The sequence below is a fragment of the Streptomyces sp. SID3212 genome, assembly GCF_009865405.1.
Classification (GTDB): Bacteria; Actinomycetota; Actinomycetes; order Streptomycetales; family Streptomycetaceae; genus Streptomyces.
In genome coordinates this window covers 1-16,289 of sequence record NZ_WWJY01001204.1, presented here as the reverse complement: position 1 = coordinate 16,289, position 16,289 = coordinate 1, and the positions used below count along the sequence as shown (strand labels likewise).

At 72.9% G+C, this 16,289-nt stretch carries 14 protein-coding genes and 1 pseudogene; 8 read left to right on the top strand and 7 right to left on the bottom strand.

Annotated elements, in window-relative coordinates; genetic code table 11:
• The 4 genes from GT042_RS35955 to GT042_RS35940 all read left to right on the top strand — a co-directional run.
• Positions 1 to 1,051 (top strand): penicillin-binding transpeptidase domain-containing protein (locus GT042_RS35955; protein ID WP_161312869.1); only part of this gene is annotated, 1,051 nt, incomplete at its 5' end.
• 209 nt (positions 1,052 to 1,260) lie between these two features.
• A complete protein-coding gene (locus tag GT042_RS39730; RefSeq protein ID WP_161312868.1) occupies positions 1,261 to 3,285 on the top strand; it encodes a tetratricopeptide repeat protein in 2,025 nt (674 codons plus the stop codon).
• A 34-nt stretch (positions 3,286 to 3,319) separates the two neighbouring features.
• The gene (locus GT042_RS39725) at positions 3,320 to 4,414 is read left to right on the top strand and encodes an amidase (protein ID WP_161312867.1); all 1,095 of its coding nucleotides are present in this window, start codon (positions 3,320 to 3,322) and stop codon (positions 4,412 to 4,414) included.
• Positions 4,411 to 4,875 (top strand): DUF3291 domain-containing protein, encoded by a 465-nt coding sequence (locus tag GT042_RS35940; RefSeq protein ID WP_161312866.1) that lies wholly within the window; start codon positions 4,411 to 4,413, stop codon positions 4,873 to 4,875. Before GT042_RS39725 ends, GT042_RS35940 begins: the two co-directional genes overlap by 4 nt.
• 76 nt (positions 4,876 to 4,951) lie before the next feature.
• On the opposite strand, the gene GT042_RS35935 is transcribed toward GT042_RS35940, so the two are convergent.
• Positions 4,952 to 5,863, bottom strand: a complete 912-nt coding sequence (locus tag GT042_RS35935) for an ADP-ribosylglycohydrolase family protein (protein ID WP_161312865.1) — start codon at positions 5,861 to 5,863, stop codon at positions 4,952 to 4,954.
• A 127-nt stretch (positions 5,864 to 5,990) separates the two neighbouring features.
• Between GT042_RS35935 and GT042_RS35930 the strand changes: the two genes are divergently transcribed.
• From GT042_RS35930 to GT042_RS39720, 4 genes are all read left to right on the top strand, one after another.
• Positions 5,991 to 6,941 carry an NAD(P)-binding domain-containing protein gene (locus GT042_RS35930; RefSeq protein WP_345944046.1) on the top strand — a complete coding sequence of 317 codons (951 nt, stop codon included), beginning with the start codon at positions 5,991 to 5,993 and terminating at the stop codon, positions 6,939 to 6,941.
• Positions 6,942 to 7,089: 148 nt separating this feature from the next.
• Complete coding sequence (locus GT042_RS35925) at positions 7,090 to 8,067, top strand: diiron oxygenase (RefSeq protein WP_161312864.1); 978 nt, start codon at positions 7,090 to 7,092, stop codon at positions 8,065 to 8,067.
• Between the two features lie 41 nt (positions 8,068 to 8,108).
• On the top strand, positions 8,109 to 8,393 hold the full coding sequence (locus GT042_RS35920; RefSeq protein WP_161312863.1) for a hypothetical protein: 285 nt from the start codon (positions 8,109 to 8,111) through the stop codon (positions 8,391 to 8,393).
• A gap of 1,422 nt (positions 8,394 to 9,815) precedes the next feature.
• A complete protein-coding gene (locus GT042_RS39720; protein WP_237531536.1) occupies positions 9,816 to 11,408 on the top strand; it encodes a C40 family peptidase in 1,593 nt (530 codons plus the stop codon).
• A gap of 17 nt (positions 11,409 to 11,425) precedes the next feature.
• Here the strand turns inward: GT042_RS39720 and GT042_RS35910 are convergent, their stop codons facing one another.
• From GT042_RS35910 to GT042_RS39715, 6 genes and pseudogenes are all read right to left on the bottom strand, one after another.
• Positions 11,426 to 12,655, bottom strand: a complete 1,230-nt coding sequence (locus GT042_RS35910; protein ID WP_161312862.1) for an acyl-CoA dehydrogenase family protein — start codon at positions 12,653 to 12,655, stop codon at positions 11,426 to 11,428.
• An 85-nt stretch (positions 12,656 to 12,740) separates the two neighbouring features.
• On the bottom strand, positions 12,741 to 14,015 hold the full coding sequence (locus GT042_RS35905; RefSeq protein ID WP_161312861.1) for a styrene monooxygenase/indole monooxygenase family protein: 1,275 nt from the start codon (positions 14,013 to 14,015) through the stop codon (positions 12,741 to 12,743).
• Between the two features lie 5 nt (positions 14,016 to 14,020).
• Complete coding sequence (locus tag GT042_RS35900; protein ID WP_161312870.1) at positions 14,021 to 14,614, bottom strand: ATP/GTP-binding protein; 594 nt, start codon at positions 14,612 to 14,614, stop codon at positions 14,021 to 14,023.
• A gap of 205 nt (positions 14,615 to 14,819) precedes the next feature.
• A complete protein-coding gene (locus GT042_RS35895) occupies positions 14,820 to 15,281 on the bottom strand; it encodes a DUF742 domain-containing protein (protein WP_161312860.1) in 462 nt (153 codons plus the stop codon).
• Complete coding sequence (locus GT042_RS35890; RefSeq protein ID WP_161312859.1) at positions 15,278 to 15,760, bottom strand: roadblock/LC7 domain-containing protein; 483 nt, start codon at positions 15,758 to 15,760, stop codon at positions 15,278 to 15,280. Before GT042_RS35890 ends, GT042_RS35895 begins: the two co-directional genes overlap by 4 nt.
• Positions 15,757 to 16,289, bottom strand: a pseudogene (locus GT042_RS39715) (histidine kinase); the annotation flags it as partial. The gene GT042_RS35890 and the pseudogene GT042_RS39715, both read right to left, overlap by 4 nt.

The following is a 16,289-nucleotide window of genomic DNA, read 5'->3' as shown; positions in this document are numbered from 1 at the left end:
GATGCAGCGGGCCGCGTTCGACGGGCTGGCCGGGCGGCGGGGCGCGGTCGCGGCCATCCAGCCCGCGAGCGGCCGGATCCTGGCGCTGGTCAGCAGCCCTTCGTACAGCCCGGAGCAGCTGTCGGGCACCGGTCCCGCCGTCACCGAGGCCTGGACCGCGCTGACCGGGGCGGAGGCCCAGCCGATGCTCAACCGGGCGATCCGGCAGACGTATCCGCCGGGCTCCGCCTTCAAGATCGTGACGGCCGCGGCGGCGCTGGACGCGGAGGTCGTCTCGGACGTCGACGCGCCGACCTCCGTACCCGATCCGTACGTCCTGCCCGGCACGACCACCACGCTGCCCAACGAGGTGGACGGCTGCGACCGGGCCTCGCTGGCCTTCGCGATCACCTTCTCCTGCAACTCGGTGATGGCGGGGCTGGGGGTGAAGGTGGGGATGGACCGCATGCTCGACACGGTGGAGAAGTTCGGCTTCAACGACACGGGGATCCGGATCCCGTCCGGGGTCGCGGTCTCGAACTTCGACAGCCACATGACGGACGACCAGCTGGCGCTGTCCTCGATCGGCCAGTTCGACACCCGGGCGACCCCGCTCCAGATGGCGATGGTGGCCTCGGCGGTCGCCAACGGCGGTGAACTCAGGCGCCCTTACCTGGTGGACCGTACGACGTCCGCGCACGGAAAGACCGTCTCCCGTACCGCCGAGCGCACCTACCGAAAGGTGATGGACGGCTCCACGGCGCGGCAGGTACGGCGGTTGATGGTCGACGTGGTCGAGGAGGGCACGGGGACGAACGCCGCCATCGAGGGCGCCACGGTCGGCGGGAAGACGGGCACGGCGCAGCACGGCATCGGCAACGCCGGTGTCCCGTACGCCTGGTTCATCGCCTGGGCCCGCGCCGACGACGCGGGAGAGCCTGCGGTCGCGGTGGCGGTGGTGGTGGAGGACGCGGAGGCGGACCGCTCGGACATCAGCGGCGGCGGCGACGCGGCGCCGATCGCGCGGGCGGTGATGGAGGCGGCGTTGAAGGAGGCGGCGCGGGAGGAGTGAGGCGGGGCGGGAGGAGTAAGGGGTCGCGGGAGGAGTGAGGCGGGGACCGGAGTGAGTCGGGAGCCGGAGCGAGGCGGGGGCCCGAAAGGCCAGGGGCGTCGGGGTGTTCCCCGGCAACTGGCGTGCCACACAGCTCCGCTAGGGTCTGCGCCATTCCTGTGTGCCGCGCCGGTACGGCACGACGGGACCGCGCGGCAAGGGGGGCCTTGATGGCCGACGAACTGGAAGACCTGCACAGCTGTTCCGTGGACGGCGAGGAGAAGCTCAACGCCGAGGGCGAAGTGGCCCTGGCGCGGCTGGCGTTGGACGGCGGTGACCTGCCGCACGCCGCCACCCACCTCGGCAACGCCCTCGCGGAGGCGCCGCGACTCCCCGAGGTGCACGAGGCGTTGGCGGAGTTCGCCCGGCGCGCGGGCGGGGCGGAGGCGGCGCTGGACCTGTTCTCGGACGAGCGCCCCTACATCGGTGCGGTGGCGTGCCAGGCGCATCTGCTCGCCGCCGCGGGCCGCTGGGACGAGGCCCTGTCCACCCTGGCCGCGGTGGTACGGGAACAGCCGGACCGCCCCTGGGCCGAGGTCGCCTGGGTCGCCCGCCAGGATCTCGCCGAGTCGGTCTCGCCGCAGAACCTCGCGAGCGTCATCGCCCGCATCGTCGGCGGAGGCGTACCGGACCCGCTGCCCCCCGAACTGACCGCGCCCCTGCGGCCGTTCCTGGATCTCGCGCGCGCCTCGCTCGCCCTGCACCCGGACCACGCCCTTCTGCTGACCATGGCGTCGGGCCTGGCCCGGCGGTTCGCCGCGTACGACCAGGCGATCGCCTGGGCCGGGCACGCGCAGCGGCTCGACCCGGGCCACACCCCGGCGGTGATGCTCGGCTACGCGCTGCGTGCCGCCGGGCGGGTGGACGAGGCCCTGGCCTGCTGGGAGGCGGAGTTGGCGCGCGATCCCTCGGACCTCTCGCTGTACGTGGACGTCGCCGAGCTGTACGCGATGTCCGGTCGCCCGGAGGCGGGCCTGCCCTGGCTGGAGCGTGCGCTGGCGGTCGACCCGGCCCATCCGCAGGCCGCCCCGGCGATCCACGGGGTGCGCTTCGCCGTGGACGGGGGCCGTACGCATCTGCTGGCCCTGGCCGACCATCTGCGGGACCACCCCGAGCACGGGTACGCGCACACGGTCCTCCAGCGCCACAGTGAGAACCTTCCCTGGCTGTCGGGGGTGACGGGGGCGCGGGAGGCGACGGTCAACGTGCTGCACCAGTTCCTGGAGCGGGCGGCGGAGGGCGGGGACCCGGCCTACCGGGACAGCGCCCTCCAGTTGAACGCGTCCGTGATCGAGGCGCCGAGCGCCGTACTGACCCTCCGACGGGCCTTCCCCAAGGGCGAGGTGAGCTTCGGAGCCGTACCGGAACCCGATCCGCGCCCGGCGCGGCGCGAGGTGGCCACGGCGGTGTGGCGGTACGAGGGGCTGGTCGCCGAGGCCGCCGTGCCCGAGCCGCCGGCCGCCGTGGCGGAGGCGGTGCGGGCCGTTGCGGAGCTGCGCTGGCCGTACCTGCCCGCCGCGTACGACCACGCGGTGGAGCTGGCGGCGATCGCCCCCGCCGACCTGCTCGGCGTCCTGGTCCATCCGCCGCTGCCGCGCGAGGACGAGCAGGGGCGGTTCCTCACGGAGCACCTGCCGGAGCTGTGGATACGGAGCGTGCAGGCGTTCGCCTGCCTCGGCATCGCGCACCACGGGACGGACGAACCGTGGGAGGGGTCGGTACGGCGCCGGATTCTGCTGGACCTGCTGGACGGGCCGGAGGACTGGGTCACCGAGGCGGCCGGCTTCGCGCTGCTGGCGATCGCCTGGAGCGATCCGGCGACCCGCGAGGACATCGGACGCCGGCTGGTGGAACGGATGCTGGACGCGGCGGAGGCGTTCCGGACCCGTCCGGTGGAGATCCTGGGCTCGCTGTGCCACTTCGTGCTGGGGTGCGCGTGGCTGGACGCGACCTTCACGGGACTCGCGGCGGACCTGCTGGAGTCGATCCGGCGGGAGGACGAGGAGGAGCCGGACGAGGAGGAAGTGGCGGTGCGGGGAGCGGAGTTGGTGGCCGGGGCGATGGCGGGGGCGAGCGCCGCTCCGGGTGCGGGTGCGGGTCCGGGTGCGGCTCCGGGGCCGGGTGCCGAGAGAAAAGCGGGTGCGAAGGCGCTACGGAGGCCGACGCTGCGTGGTCTCTTCCGGCGCCGCTCGTGACGGGCTGAGCGGGGGGCATGGGGGCGGGGGTCCGGTGACCGAACGGGTCGAAGAAGCGCTGGCGCGGATCGGGCGGCTGGACCCCGAACTGTGCGCGTTCGTCGAGGTGTGGGGCGAGGGGGCCCGCGAGCGGGCGAGGACGGTGGACCGCCGACTGCCGCTCGCGGGAACGCCGTTCGCCGTGAAGGGCCCGACGGGGATCCGTTCGTACGCGGCGGAACGCCTGATCGCGGCCGGTGCCGTGCCGGTCGGCTCGACGGCCGTGCCGGGCCCCGGTACGTACTGGCAGACCTGGGGCCAGGGCCGGCACGGCCGTACGGTCAACCCCTACCGCCCCGACCGCACCCCCGGCGGGTCCTCGGCCGGTTCGGCGGTGGCGGTCGCGGCGGGCATGGTGCCGCTGGCGACGGGCAGCGACGGGGCGGGTTCGGTACGGATCCCGGCGGCCTGGTGCGGGGTGTTCGGCCTCAAGACCACCAACGGCCTGCTGCCGTCGCCCGACCGGACGGGCCTGGCGTCGGCCGGGGTACTGACCCGGTCGGCGGTGGAGGCGCGGGTGTATCTGGACTGCGTGCTGGACACGCCGTCGGAGGTACGGATCCCCTCACCGCTCCAACTGCCCCTGCCCGCCGCCTACTCGCCGGACCTGGGCTTCGCCCGGACGGACCCCGAGGTGGCGGCGGTCGTACGGGCGGCGGTGGACCGGCTGGTGGCGGCCGGGGTCGTACAACTGCCGCTCCCGCGCGAGGGGTTCACGCTGCTGGATCCGCGCGAGGCGTGGTTGGGGGTACGGGCCGGGGTGACGGGCGCCGGGGATCTCGGCGACGCGGCGGGCGTCCGGGCCGAGAACGACCGGCGCCTCGACCGTCTCTTCGCCGGGACGGAGCTGCTGCTGACTCCCGTCACCCCCAACAGGCCGCACGGGCACGAAGGCCCGGGCGAGGTCTACTCCACCGCGCTGACCTGGGCGTTCAACCTGAGCGGCCATCCTGCGGCGAGCATCCCGGCCGGTTTCACCGCCGATGGCTGTCCCGTCGGACTGCAACTGGTCGCGCGGCGGGGAGCCGATGTCCGGCTGGTGGAAATGGCCGTCGCGGCCGAGAACCACGCGATTAGGGTGCGGCCATGACCACGTACGAGCTTGCCCAGGTGAACATAGCCCGCCTCAAGTACCCCTTGGATTCAGTTGAGTTGAAGGACTTCGTCGACGCCCTGGACCCGGTGAACGCCGTGGCCGACCAGTCCGACGGCTTTGTGTGGCGGTTGCAGAGCGACAGCGGCAACGCCACCGACGTCCCCGTCTTCGGCGACGAGTGGCTGATCGTGAACCTGTCGGTGTGGCGGGATCCGGACGCCCTGAAAGCCTTCATGTACGAGGGGCAGCACCGCGAGCTGCTCGCTCGGCGCAGAGAGTGGTTCGAACGGGTGGAGGAGGCCATGACGGCCGTGTGGTGGGTGCCGGAGGGCCACCGCCCGACGGTGGCGGAGGCGGAACGGCATCTGCGCCACCTGCGGGAGAACGGCCCGGCGGCGTACACCTTCACGCTGAGGGAGAGCTTCCCGCCGCCGGGCGGGAACGATCAGGGCTGAGAGCGGCGAAGGCTGCGGGGCGGCGGGAGGGGCGGGAGGGGTCGCAGCTGCGGGAGTGGCGGCAAACGGGATGCCGTTACGGCAACGACAACGGCAGCCCCTCCCGCCGCTCCAGCCACTCCCCCGGCACACCCGACACCCCTGTCCGCGCCCCCACGATCCCGCCCGTGATGGCGCACGTCGTGTCCACGTCCCCGAACCCCTCCGCCGTCGACCACAGCGCGGCCGTCAGGTCGTCGGGGTGGCGGGCCGCCGTCCAGACCGCGAACGGGACGGTGTCGTCGGCCCGGATGCGCCGGCCGTTGCCGAGGACGTCCGCCGCCTTCCAGGGAGCGGTGGTGAACGACAACTCGGCGGCGCGCGCCAGGCCGTCCCGTACCACCCCCTCGGGAGTGGCCTCCGCCACCGCCGCCACGGACAGCTCGCCCCGTACCGAGAGCGCCGCCGCGACGGCGACCGCCACCGCGCCCGCGATGCCCTGCGGGTGGGCGTGTGTCACCTCGGCGGACAGGACGGCCTGTTCGGTCACGCGCCCCAGGTCGGCGGCGAACCAGGCGCCGAGGGGGGCCACCCGCATCGCCGCGCCGTTGCCGAGGCTGCCGCCTTCGAACAGCTCGGGGGCGAGTGCGCGCCAGCGCTCCGGTTCGGTGAGGAGGGCGGGGAGGAGGAGGTGCATGCCGTGTCCGTACCCCCGGGCCGGATCGGCGTCGAAGGTGAGCGCGAAGCAGGCCGCGAGACGGTCCTGGTCGACGGCTCCGCACTCGCTGAGCACCTGGTGGACGGCGAGGGCGAGCGCGGTGTCGTCCGTCCAGTGCCATTCCGCCTCCGTCGGGGTGCGCCGGGCCCGGATGTCCCGCAACGCCTGGTCGGGGTCGCGGAAGAGCGGGAACCAGCGTTCGCCGAACGCGTCGCCCAGAGCGAGTCCTTCGAGGCTGCGACGGGCCGCCGCGCGGTCGGCGCCTTCTTCACGAGCGGTGGGGGTGGTCATGGGTCCATCGTCCCGTGTTCCCGGTCCGGGCGTACATCAGTTTTGTCAGCGCCCCATGCCATGCTGGTCGACAGCGATCGGTGGTGCTGCCACCGGCACCCGGCGGTGAAAGGTGCGTGCCCCTTCCGTGTCCTCGCTTCCCGTGTCCCCGCATCCCGTCTCCCCACTCCTCTTCGACGACGAGGACGTACGCGCCCTCGACGCGGCCACGGCCGTGGGTGCCGTACGGGCCGCTCTCCTCGCCCACCACTCCGGCGCCCTGCACGCTCCCCCGCGCCTGAAAGCCGACCTCGGCGACGGGTCCGCCCTGGTCATCACGGCCGGACGCCTCCGCACCGGCGCGAGTACGCGAGGGCTGTACGGCTTCCGCGCGTACGACACCGTCGTCGGGGGCGAGCAGTTGGTGGCCGTGTGGGACGGCGCCGACGGCCGGTTGAAGGCGCTGGTGCACGGTTCGGAGCTGGGGCCCCGGCGGACCGGCGCCATCGGGGCGGTGGCCGTGGACGTGGCGGCCAATCCGGGGCCCGTCCGACTGGGGATCGTCGGGGCCGGCCGGCAGGCGTGGACGCAGCTCTGGGCGCTCGGCGCGGTCCGGCCGCTGGAGGACGTCGTGGTGGCGGCCCGCAGCGCGGAGCGCACCGCCGCGTTCGCGCGCCGGGCGGCGGACGAACTGGGCGTCCGGGTCAGGGCGGTGGGCTCGGCGGAGGACGCCGTACGCGAACGGGACGTGGTGATCGTGGCCACCGACAGCACCACCCCGGTCCTGGACATGGGCTGGATCGCGCCGGGGACACACATCAGCACGCTCGGCCCCAAGACCGTCGCCGGCCACGAGGTCCCGGCCGGGCTCCCGTCCCGGGCCGACGTGGTGTTCACCGACTCCCTTGCCCAGGCGGCCAATTACCCCGAACCACACCTCTTCGCGACCGAGCGCATGGTGGAGCTGGGGGCCGTACTGGCGGGCGCGGCGCCGTGCCGTACCGCTCCCGGACAGATCACGGTGTTCTGCTCGGTGGGACTGGCGGGCACGGAGGTGGCGCTGGCAGCGGCGCTGCTTCCGGGGCCGGACGCGATCTGACGCGGCCTGCTCGGTTTGACTCGGCCTGACGCGGCCTGACGCCCCAACGCGGCCTCGCACCGATCTCACAGAGGGATTGACGCCCCTACTGACAAGTAGTCTCATAAGGAGTGACCGCCGGTAACCCAGCGATGAGGTGCTCCCACCCATGCCCCGAGCCACTGCTCCGACGCCCGCCCCCTCCCCGTCATCCGCCTCCGCCACGGAGCGGGACGTGGAGATCCTCCGTGACGCGCTCGGCCCGCTCAGGGACCGGGAGCAGGTCGCCGCGCGGCTCCTCGAAGCCTCCGCGAAGCACTCGTTCGACCCGGACAAGGAGGTGGACTGGGCCGCGCCGGCCGAGAGCGGCAAGTGGTTCTGGCCACCGGAGCTGGTCTCCCTGTACGACACCCCGCTCTGGCGGAAGATGTCCGAGGGGCAGCGGATGGACCTGGCGAGGCACGAGGCCGCGTCGCTCGCCTCGCTCGGCATCTGGTTCGAGATCATCCTCATGCAGCTGCTGGTCCGGCACATCTACGACAAGCCCGTGACCAGCAACCACGTCCGTTACGCCCTCACGGAGATAGCGGACGAGTGCCGGCACTCGATGATGTTCGCGAAGTTGATCGACAAGGGCGGCACGCCGTCGTACCCGGTGCCGAGGCTTTACCACAACATGGCGCGCGTCCTGAAGACCGTCTCCACCACGCCCGGTTCGTTCGCCGCGACGCTGCTCGGCGAGGAAATCCTGGACTGGATGCAGAGATTGACGTTCCCCGACGAGCGGGTCCAGCCGCTCGTCCGGGGCGTGACGCGGATCCATGTGGTGGAGGAGTCGCGCCATGTCCGTTACGCGCGCGAGGAGTTGCGGCGCCAGATGGTGACGTCGCCCCGGTGGGAGCAGGAGCTGACCCGTCTCAGCTGCGGGCAGGCCGCGCGCGTCTTCTCGGTCTGTTTCGTCAATCCGAGCGTGTACGACCACATCGGGCTCGACCGGCGGGAGGCCGTCACCCAGGTCCGCCTGAGCGGCCACCGCCGCGAGGTGATGCAGTCGGGGGCGCGGCGGCTGACGGACTTCCTGGACGACATCGGGGTACTGCGCGGGGCTGGCCGCAGGATGTGGAAGGCGTCGGGCCTGCTGGCCTGACGGACGGCGTGGTCGCCGCCGTTCTACGGGAGGATGCACGGGTGAGAACCGAAGACACCCCCTTCACCGGCGGCCCGCTCGACGGGCGCGTCCTGCCGATCCTGACCGGACCGACGGGCAACCCGCCCAAGTGGTACGAGGTCCCGGTCCCGGACGCGGAGAACGGCCCGCCCACGGTACTCACGTACCGCCGCGAACCGGCCGGCCACACGAAGCGGCTTGGGATCCAGCGGGGCTGGAAGTACGTGTACGCCCCCGAGGGCCGCACCCCCGGCGAGGGAGGCCGCCCCCGCTGGCCCTGGTCCAAACCGAACCGCACGAGCTGACGACGGACGGCGCGCCGGGGGCAGCCGGAATGCCCCGCCCAGGGTGATGTTCTTGCGCCGATCCGCCCAATGGTGCGATAGCCACACCAGTAGCACCGCTCCACCACCCCATCATCGTCGGGTACCGGACGATCCGTACCCGCATGGGGAGGTGATGGAGTGTCAGCAAAAACGCTGCGATCCGTCTGTACGACGGCGCTGATCACCGCCACGGCTCTCACGGCGGTGCCACTGTCCCTGACGGCGACGACGGAACCGGGACTCGCCGGGTGGGGCACGGCGGAGTCCACCCGGAGGGAGTGGGGGCCGGCGGGCCGGGGGCCGAGCGCGTCGGGCCCGGTGGGCCGGGGCCCGGATGCGTCCGACTCGGCGGGCCAGGGCGAAGATACGTCCGGCCCGGCAGGCCCAGGCACGTGGGCGCCCAGCCCGAGCAAGTCCACCCGGAGTGAGTCGGGCCCGCAGGGCCAGGACCCGGGTGCGTCGGGCCCGGTGAGCCGGGGCACGCGGGCATCCAACCCGAGCAAGTCCACCCAGAGCGGGTCAGGCCCGCAGGGCCGAGGCCCAGGTACGTCCGGCCCGGCAGGCCAGGGCCCGGATACGTCCGGCCCGGCGGGCCCAGGCACGCGGGCGCCCAGCCTGAGCAAGTCCACCCGGAGCGGGTCGGCCCGGCAGGGCCGAGGACCAGATGCGTCCAACCCGGCAGGCCCAGGCACACAGGCGCCCAACCCGAGCAAGTCCACCCGGAATGCGTCGGGCCCGCAGGGCCGGAGCCCGGGTGCGTCGGGCCCGGTGAGCGGGGGCACGCGGGCATCCAACCCGGTAGGCCGGAACCCGGAGGCCTCGGGCCCAAGCAAGTCCACCCGGAATGGGTCGGGCCGGCAGGGCCAAGGACTGGGTACGTCCAACCCGCTAAGCCAGGGCCCGGATGCGTCCAGCCCGGCAGGCCCAGGCACGCGGGCCTTCGGCCCGAGCAAGGCCAGCCAGAGCGGGTCGGGTCCGCAGGGCCGGGGACTGGGTGAATGGGGCCATGGTGCGTCGGGCTCGCAGGGCCACGGCGCGCGTGTGTTCGGCCCAGTGGGCCAGGGGGCGGCGGCGTCCGGCCCGCCTAGGGCCAGCCGGAGTGACTCGGGACCGCAGGGCCGCGGCACGCGTTGGTCTGGCCTGGTGGGGCAAGGCACGTTTGCGTCCAGCCCGATGGGTCCCGGCGGGTCGGGCCCGCAGGGCCTGGGTTCGGGTGAGTCGGTATCAGTGGGGCCGGGGCTCCGGCCCGCCCCGGGTGAGTCACGCCTGACGGAGTCCGCCCCAGGCGGCTCGGGTCGGATCGCGTCCGACCGTCGCCCGGGTGAGGCGGGCGGTGGCCCCGGCGGCACCGCCCCAGGCGCCTCAGGGCCCGGTGCGACCGCCCCCGGCGGGATCGCCGGGATGCTCACCAGGCTTCAGCGGCTCTACCAGGAGGCGGAGGAGGCCGGTGAGGCCTTCAACGCCACCGATGTGGAGCTGGCACGGCTGCGCGCCGAGGCCCGGCGCCTCACCAGCGGGCTCGACCGGGCCCGTACCGCGCTCGCCCTCAGCCGTGACGACGCCGGGCGGCTGGCCCGTGAGCAGTACCAGGGCCGGTCCGGGCTCTCCGGCTACGCGCGGTTCCTCCTCGCCCGCGACCCCCGATCCGCCCTGGACGAGGGCCACCTCATGAAACGCGCCGCCCGCGGGCGCGCCGAGATCCTCGCGCGGCTGACCGGTGGCGAGCGGCGGGCGAGCGCCCTGGCGGACGCCGCGCGGCGGGCGCTCCAGCGCCAACAGGTGCTCGCCGCACGGCAGAAGAAGCAGCGCGACACCGTACGGGCCCGGCTCGCCGAGGTCGAGAAACTGCTCGCATCACTCACCCCCGCGCAACTCGCGGCCCTGGCGGCCCTGGAAAAGTCCGCCACGGACAAGGCCCAGCGCGAACTGCTCACCTCGGGTGCGCTCGGCAACGTACCGGGTGCGAGCACGGAGCCCGGCCCGGCGGGAGCGGTGAGGCAAGACGAGTCGGAGGGGTCGGAGGGGTCGGAGGGGTCGGTAGGGCCTGACGGCCCTATGCCGCTCGGCTCGTCAGGACCGATCGGCCCGGCCGGAGCGGCGGGCCCGGCCGGAGTGGCCGGTCCAGCGTGGCGAGCCAGCTCGCCGGGATCTCACGGCACGGCCAGAACTGCGGCCCCGAGCCGCTCGGTCGACCCCACCGGATCGTCCGACCTGACAGGGTCGTACCGCCCGACGGGATCCAACGACCCAAGACGGTCGGTCCGCCCCACCGGATCGCCCGACCTCACGGGCTCGCGGCGGCCCACGGAACCCAACGGCCCCAGCCGACCTTTCGGCCCCACCGGCGCGCCCGACCTGACGCGCTCGTACCACCCGACAGGACCCGACCACCCGAGCCAACCGGTCCGCCCCACCGGTCCACCCGACCCGACCGGGCCGTACCGCCCCACGGAACCCAACGGCCCCAGCCGACCGTTCGGCCCCACGCCCGCCCGCCCGGAAGCACCTGGCCGCCGGACAGGATCCGCTCCCTCCGCCCAGGGCGGTCACGCGCTCGCGTACGCCGTCGCGCAGATTGGGAAGCCGTACCAGTGGGGTGCCGAGGGACCCGCGTCCTTCGACTGTTCCGGGCTGACCTCCGAGGCCTGGGGGCGGGCCGGGGTCGTCGTCCCCCGCACCAGTCAGCAGCAGTGGCGTGACCTCCCCCACGTGCCGCTGGACCGGTTGCGCCCCGGTGACCTGGTCGTCTACTTCCCCAAGGCCACGCACGTGGCGATCTACCTCGGCGACGGAATGGTGATCCAGGCCCCCCGCCCCGGCACCCGCGTCAAGGTCTCCCCGATCGCGGCGAACCCCCTGCTCGGCGCCGTACGCCCGGACCCGGGCGCCGTACCCATGACGTCGTACGAGCCACCCCCGCTCCCGCCGGACGCCGGCCCGTCCTCCTCCGACCTCGGCAACGACAACGGCACCCCCGCCACCCCACGCGCCTGACGCGCCGAAACGCGCGGTCAGTCGAGGCCGAGCAGCAGGCGGCTGTACCGCTCCCGGTTGATCTCCGCGGTGAACGCCGGATGCCGCGAAGCCGTCCCGACATCGCGCCAGATCCGCTGCACCGGACTCGACAGGTCGAAACGGCTCGCCCCGCCCACGTCCAGCAGCAGGTCCACGGCCTGGCGGATCTGCCGGGCGGCGTAACTGATGTCCACCCGGAGGCGCGCCTGGACCACCGGAGTCAGAGCCGCTCCCGTGACCGCCGCCCGGTCGATGTCGTCGGCGGCGCGCCCCGCCTGGAGCACCGCGCTGTCGATGAGCGTGGCCGCGTCCGCCACATTCGCCTGCACGCCAGGAGCGTCGACCGCCCGCGCGTGCAGGCTCGCCGCCGAGACCACAGGACGGCCGGCCCTCAGCTTCTCCACGATCTGCTCGTACACCGCCCTGCCCATGCCCAGCAGCGATCCGATGAAGGGGACCATCAGCCCCTCGGGGAACGGCGTACGCGTCAGGGCCTCGTCCTCACCGCCCCGCCGATAGGCGCCGGTTGCCGACCTGGCGAAGGACAGGAACTGTTCCTCCGGTACGAACACCTCCTCCGCCACCACACTGTCGCTGCCGGTGCCCCGCATGCCGGCCATGTGCCAGGTGTCCCGGGTGGAGAGTTCCGCCGTCGGCAGCAGGGCCACCCCCCGCTCCGGGGCGCCGTCCCGCTCGGTCACGACGTCGAGACCGATCCAGTCCGCGTGATGCAGACCCGAGGCCCAGCCCCACTGACCGTCGAGGACAAGACCGCCCTCCACCGTCCGGACGGGGACGGGCACCCCGATCACCCCGCAGAGCGTCGTGTCAGGATTCCCGGCCCAGATCCGCTGTCGTACCGGGTCGCCCAACAGACCCGCGAAAACGCCGCCACTGTAGAAGATGGACAGCACCCAGGCCGTCGAGGCACAGCCCCGGCCCACTTCCTCCAGTACCGCCAGCAGCGTACGCATCCCGGCCGCGTGACCCCCGTAGGCGGCGGGCACCGAGAGCCGGAGCAGACCCGCGTCCCGCAGGGCGGCGATGTTCTCCTCGGGCAGTTTCCGGTCGCGGTCGGCCCGGTCCGCGTTGTCCCGCAGGAGAGGTACGAGATCTGCCGCCGCGGCGACCAGTGCCTGCTCGCCGCTGGTCAGGCGGCCGTACGACGGCCGTCCCGCGACCTCGACCCCGGGGTCGGGCGTGCTGGGCACCTTCGTGTCAGTCATGCCGTCCAAGGCTAACCCCGAAGCGGGCATTTCATCCAATAAGAGACATCGCCAAGTCGTCTCTTCAAGCCCCGGACCCGTCCGGTCACACCCCGGCCCCGTCCACCCCCGCCGCCCCCGCCCGGACCCCCGCCAGATACCCCTCCGCCTTCTCCTCCTCGTAGAAGAAGTCCTCGAAGTCCGCCGGGTCGTTGAAGCCGTTCGCGATCCGGTCCGCTACCGCCGGGTGGTCCGTGCCCGCCGCGATCAGGCGCAGGACGTGGTCCCGGGGCGGCTCCAGCATCGCGTTCGTCCACTTGGTGACATGCCGCGCGCTCTCCCAGAAGCGGTCGAACGCCGCCCGCATCCACACCTCGTCGAACTCCCGCTCCCCGTGCGCGAGAATCGCGTCCAGATACACCGCCGCGCACTTGGACGCGGAGTTGGACCCCTGCCCGGTCACCGGGTCGTTGGCGACGACCACGTCCGCGACGCCCAGGACCAGACCACCGCCCGGCAGCCGGCCGACCGGGTCGCGGACGGTCGGGGTGTAGCGCCCGCACAACGTCGCGTTCGCGTCGGTCAGTTCGATCTTCGTCGCCCGCCCGTACTCCCACGGCGTGAACCGCTCCATCAGCTCCAGGATGAGCGAGAGCACGTCCGCCGGGTCCCGTACCCCCTCGAACACGTCCAGCGGGCCGCCCGGCACCCCCTCCCAGAAGAGGATGTCCGCGCGCCCGCCGGTGGTGAACGTCGGCATCACGAAGAACTCCCCCACCCCCGGCACGAAGTTGCACCGGACCGCGTCGTCGTCGGGGTGCTCGGGCCGGGGGCCCAGCCCGTGCACGTACGCGACGGCCAGCGCCCTGCGCGGGCTGGTGTACGGCGAACGCGCCGCGTCGCGGGCGAACATGGAGACGATCTCGCCCTTGCCCGCCGAGACCAGGACGAGGTCGTACGTACGCGAGAAGTAGTCCAGGTCGGAGACGGCCACGCCATGGATGACCAACTGGCCGCCGCGCCGGGCGAAGGTGTCCATCCAGCCCGCCATCTTCACCCGCTGGTCGACGGATTGGGCGAACGCGTCGAGCCGGCCGAGCCAGTCCACGGGACGGGACAGCTCGGCCGGCGCGGCGGGGTCGGCGACGGAGACGCCGACGCCCATGATCCTGGGCGCCTGGGCCGCCCAGAAGTCCAGCCGGAGATCACGTTCGTGCTGGAGAGCCGTGTGGAACATGCACTGGGTGGACATCACCCGGCCGGTCCTGATCTCGTCCGCCGTACGGTTCGACATCAGTGTGACCTCGTAGCCGTGCGACTGGAGTCCGAGGGCGAGTTGAAGCCCGGACTGACCGGCCCCGACGATGAGCACCCTCCGCACGGCGGTTACTCCGGTGAGGACGCGAGCGCGTGACGCACCAGGGTGAAGAGCGACTTGACCGCGGTGAGCCGCTCACGCGCGTCCATGATCAATATCGGTACGTGCTCCGGTACGGTCAGCGCCTCGCGCACGTCCTCCGGCTCGAAGGGCGGGGTGCCCTCGAAGTGGTTGACGGCGACGATGTACGGCAGTCCGCAGCTCTCGAAGTAGTCGAGCGCCGGGAAGCAGTCGGGCAGGCGCCGCGTGTCGGCCAGCACGACCGCGCCGATGGCGCCCCGTACCAGGTCGTCCCACATGAACCAGAACCGCTGCTGGCCCGGCGTACCGAACAGGTACAGCACCAGGTCGTCGTCGAGCGTGATACGGCCGTAGTCCATCGCCACGGTCGTGGTGAGCTTGTCGGGCGTGTGCGTGACGTCGTCCAGCTCGGCGCCCGCCTGGGTCATCAGCGCCTCGGTCTGGAGCGGCGGGATCTCGGAGACCGACCCGACGAAGGTCGTCTTGCCGACGCCGAACCCGCCCGCGATCACGATCTTGGTGGCGACGGGTGCGCGCGTACGGTCCAACTGCCAGGCTCTGGCGTCCTCTTCGGGCACCATGAGGGGCGCGTCGTCGGACGCGTCCACCCGGGGAGTGGTGGCCTTCTTCCGCCCGGGGTCCCGGGTGAAGAGGTCCTGGGTGTCGGCGGTGGCGGGCTTGCTGTTGTCCTTGAGCTGATTGCCACCCTCGGGCTTGTTGTTGTCCTCGACCTCCCGGTCGGTGGCCTCTTCTCCGGTCGCCCCCTGTTCGGCGACATCGGAGAGGTCAGATACGGCGGAGTCCACTCAGCACCCTTTCCAGCAGCGCTCTGTCGGGCTGGCCGTCGCCGTGCCCTGTCCCGTACACACGAATCTTTCCCTGGTCGGCCAGGTCGCTGAGCAGCACCCTGACCACGCCCAACGGCATCTTGAGCAGCGCCGATATCTCGGCGACCGTACGCATACGGCGGCACAGCTCGACGATCGCCAGCATCTCCGGCATCACGCCCGCGGGCGGCCCGCCGTCGGTCAACTCCTTGCGTTCCTCGGCCGGTTCGATCGCGGCGACGAAGGTCTCCACGAGCAGGACGTGGCCGAAGCGGGTGCGGCCGCCGGTGAGCGAGTAGGGCCGGACCCGGGTGGGCCTGCGGTCCGATCCGCGCACCGGCAGCCTGCGTCCTCGATCGCCGTCCACGCCGCCTCCGGTGGCGTCGGCGGGCGCGCCGGTGGCACCGTCGGCGGGCGTCATTCGGCGCTCTCCATCGATTTGCGTAGCTCGTCCCGTACTTCGGGTGTCAGTACGTGTCCGGCGCGGCCCACGAACAGTGCCATGTGGTACGCCACCTCGCTCATGTCGCAGTCCGGGGTGGCGTGCACCCCGAGCAGCGAGCCGTCGCTGATCACCATGACGAAGACACTGCCCTCCTCCATGGCGACCATGGTCTGCTTGACCCCGCCGCCGTCCATGAGCTTGGCCGCGCCGATCGTGAGGCTGCCGATGCCGGACACGATGGTGGCCAGATCGGCGCTGGAGCCGCGCGGGCCTTCCCGGGTCACGGTGGTGGCCGCCTCGGCGTTCTGCTCCGGGTCGGAGGAGAGGAGCAGCAGTCCGTCGGACGAGACGACGGCGACCGATCGCGCTCCTGGTACCTCCTCGACCAGATTGCTCAACAGCCAGTGCAGGTTACGGGCTTCGCTGCTCAGTCCGAATGTGCCGGTCGCAGTCAACTGCGTGCCTCCTCGACTGTCTCCCCCGTCTCTTCGGTATGTACCGCGGTCCGCTCCTCGGGCTCTGTCTGTCCCGCGAGCTCGGCCTCGACGTCGCGCCGGCCGTTCTTCGCCCCCTGGTGGAAGCCACCGAGCCTGCGGCGCAACTCCTCCGCGTCGATGCTCCCGGTCCGCTCCTGGGGGGCGAGGGGGACGGGCGTGACGATCTTGGGGGTCCGTTTGGGCAGGCCCTTGTCGGTGACGCGTTCCCCCCGCGCGGGGGCGGGGGATCCGTCCCCCGTCCGGGGCGGGGTCGCGCCCGGCTGCCGGGGCAGCCGCATCGTGAAGGTGTCCTGGTCAGGGGTACGTTCATGGGCGTCGGGCCCGATCGCGTACGGCCCCGGGGTGACGGGGGCGGGGGCGGCGTCGCGTCCGGGCCGGGCCGGGGTGCCCTCGGGGGCGCCGGGCCCGTCTCCTCGTACAGGAGTGCCTGGCCCGTCTCCTCGTACGGGAGTGTCGGACGAGGCCTCACGTACCGTGGCGGCGGCCC

Bases quoted from the DNA above. Each gene is read 5' to 3' on its own strand.
- GT042_RS35895 (WP_161312860.1), bottom strand. From the start codon at position 15,281: ATGACGCCCGCCGACGGTGCCACCGGCGCGCCCGCCGACGCCACCGGA.
- GT042_RS35900 (WP_161312870.1), bottom strand. From the start codon at position 14,614: ATGGTGCCCGAAGAGGACGCCAGAGCCTGGCAGTTGGACCGTACGCGC.
- GT042_RS39720 (WP_237531536.1), top strand. From the start codon at position 9,816: ATGCTCACCAGGCTTCAGCGGCTCTACCAGGAGGCGGAGGAGGCCGGT.
- GT042_RS35910 (WP_161312862.1), bottom strand. From the start codon at position 12,655: ATGACTGACACGAAGGTGCCCAGCACGCCCGACCCCGGGGTCGAGGTC.
- GT042_RS35935 (WP_161312865.1), bottom strand. From the start codon at position 5,863: ATGACCACCCCCACCGCTCGTGAAGAAGGCGCCGACCGCGCGGCGGCC.
- GT042_RS39730 (WP_161312868.1), top strand. From the start codon at position 1,261: ATGGCCGACGAACTGGAAGACCTGCACAGCTGTTCCGTGGACGGCGAG.
- GT042_RS35940 (WP_161312866.1), top strand. From the start codon at position 4,411: ATGACCACGTACGAGCTTGCCCAGGTGAACATAGCCCGCCTCAAGTAC.
- GT042_RS35925 (WP_161312864.1), top strand. From the start codon at position 7,090: ATGCCCCGAGCCACTGCTCCGACGCCCGCCCCCTCCCCGTCATCCGCC.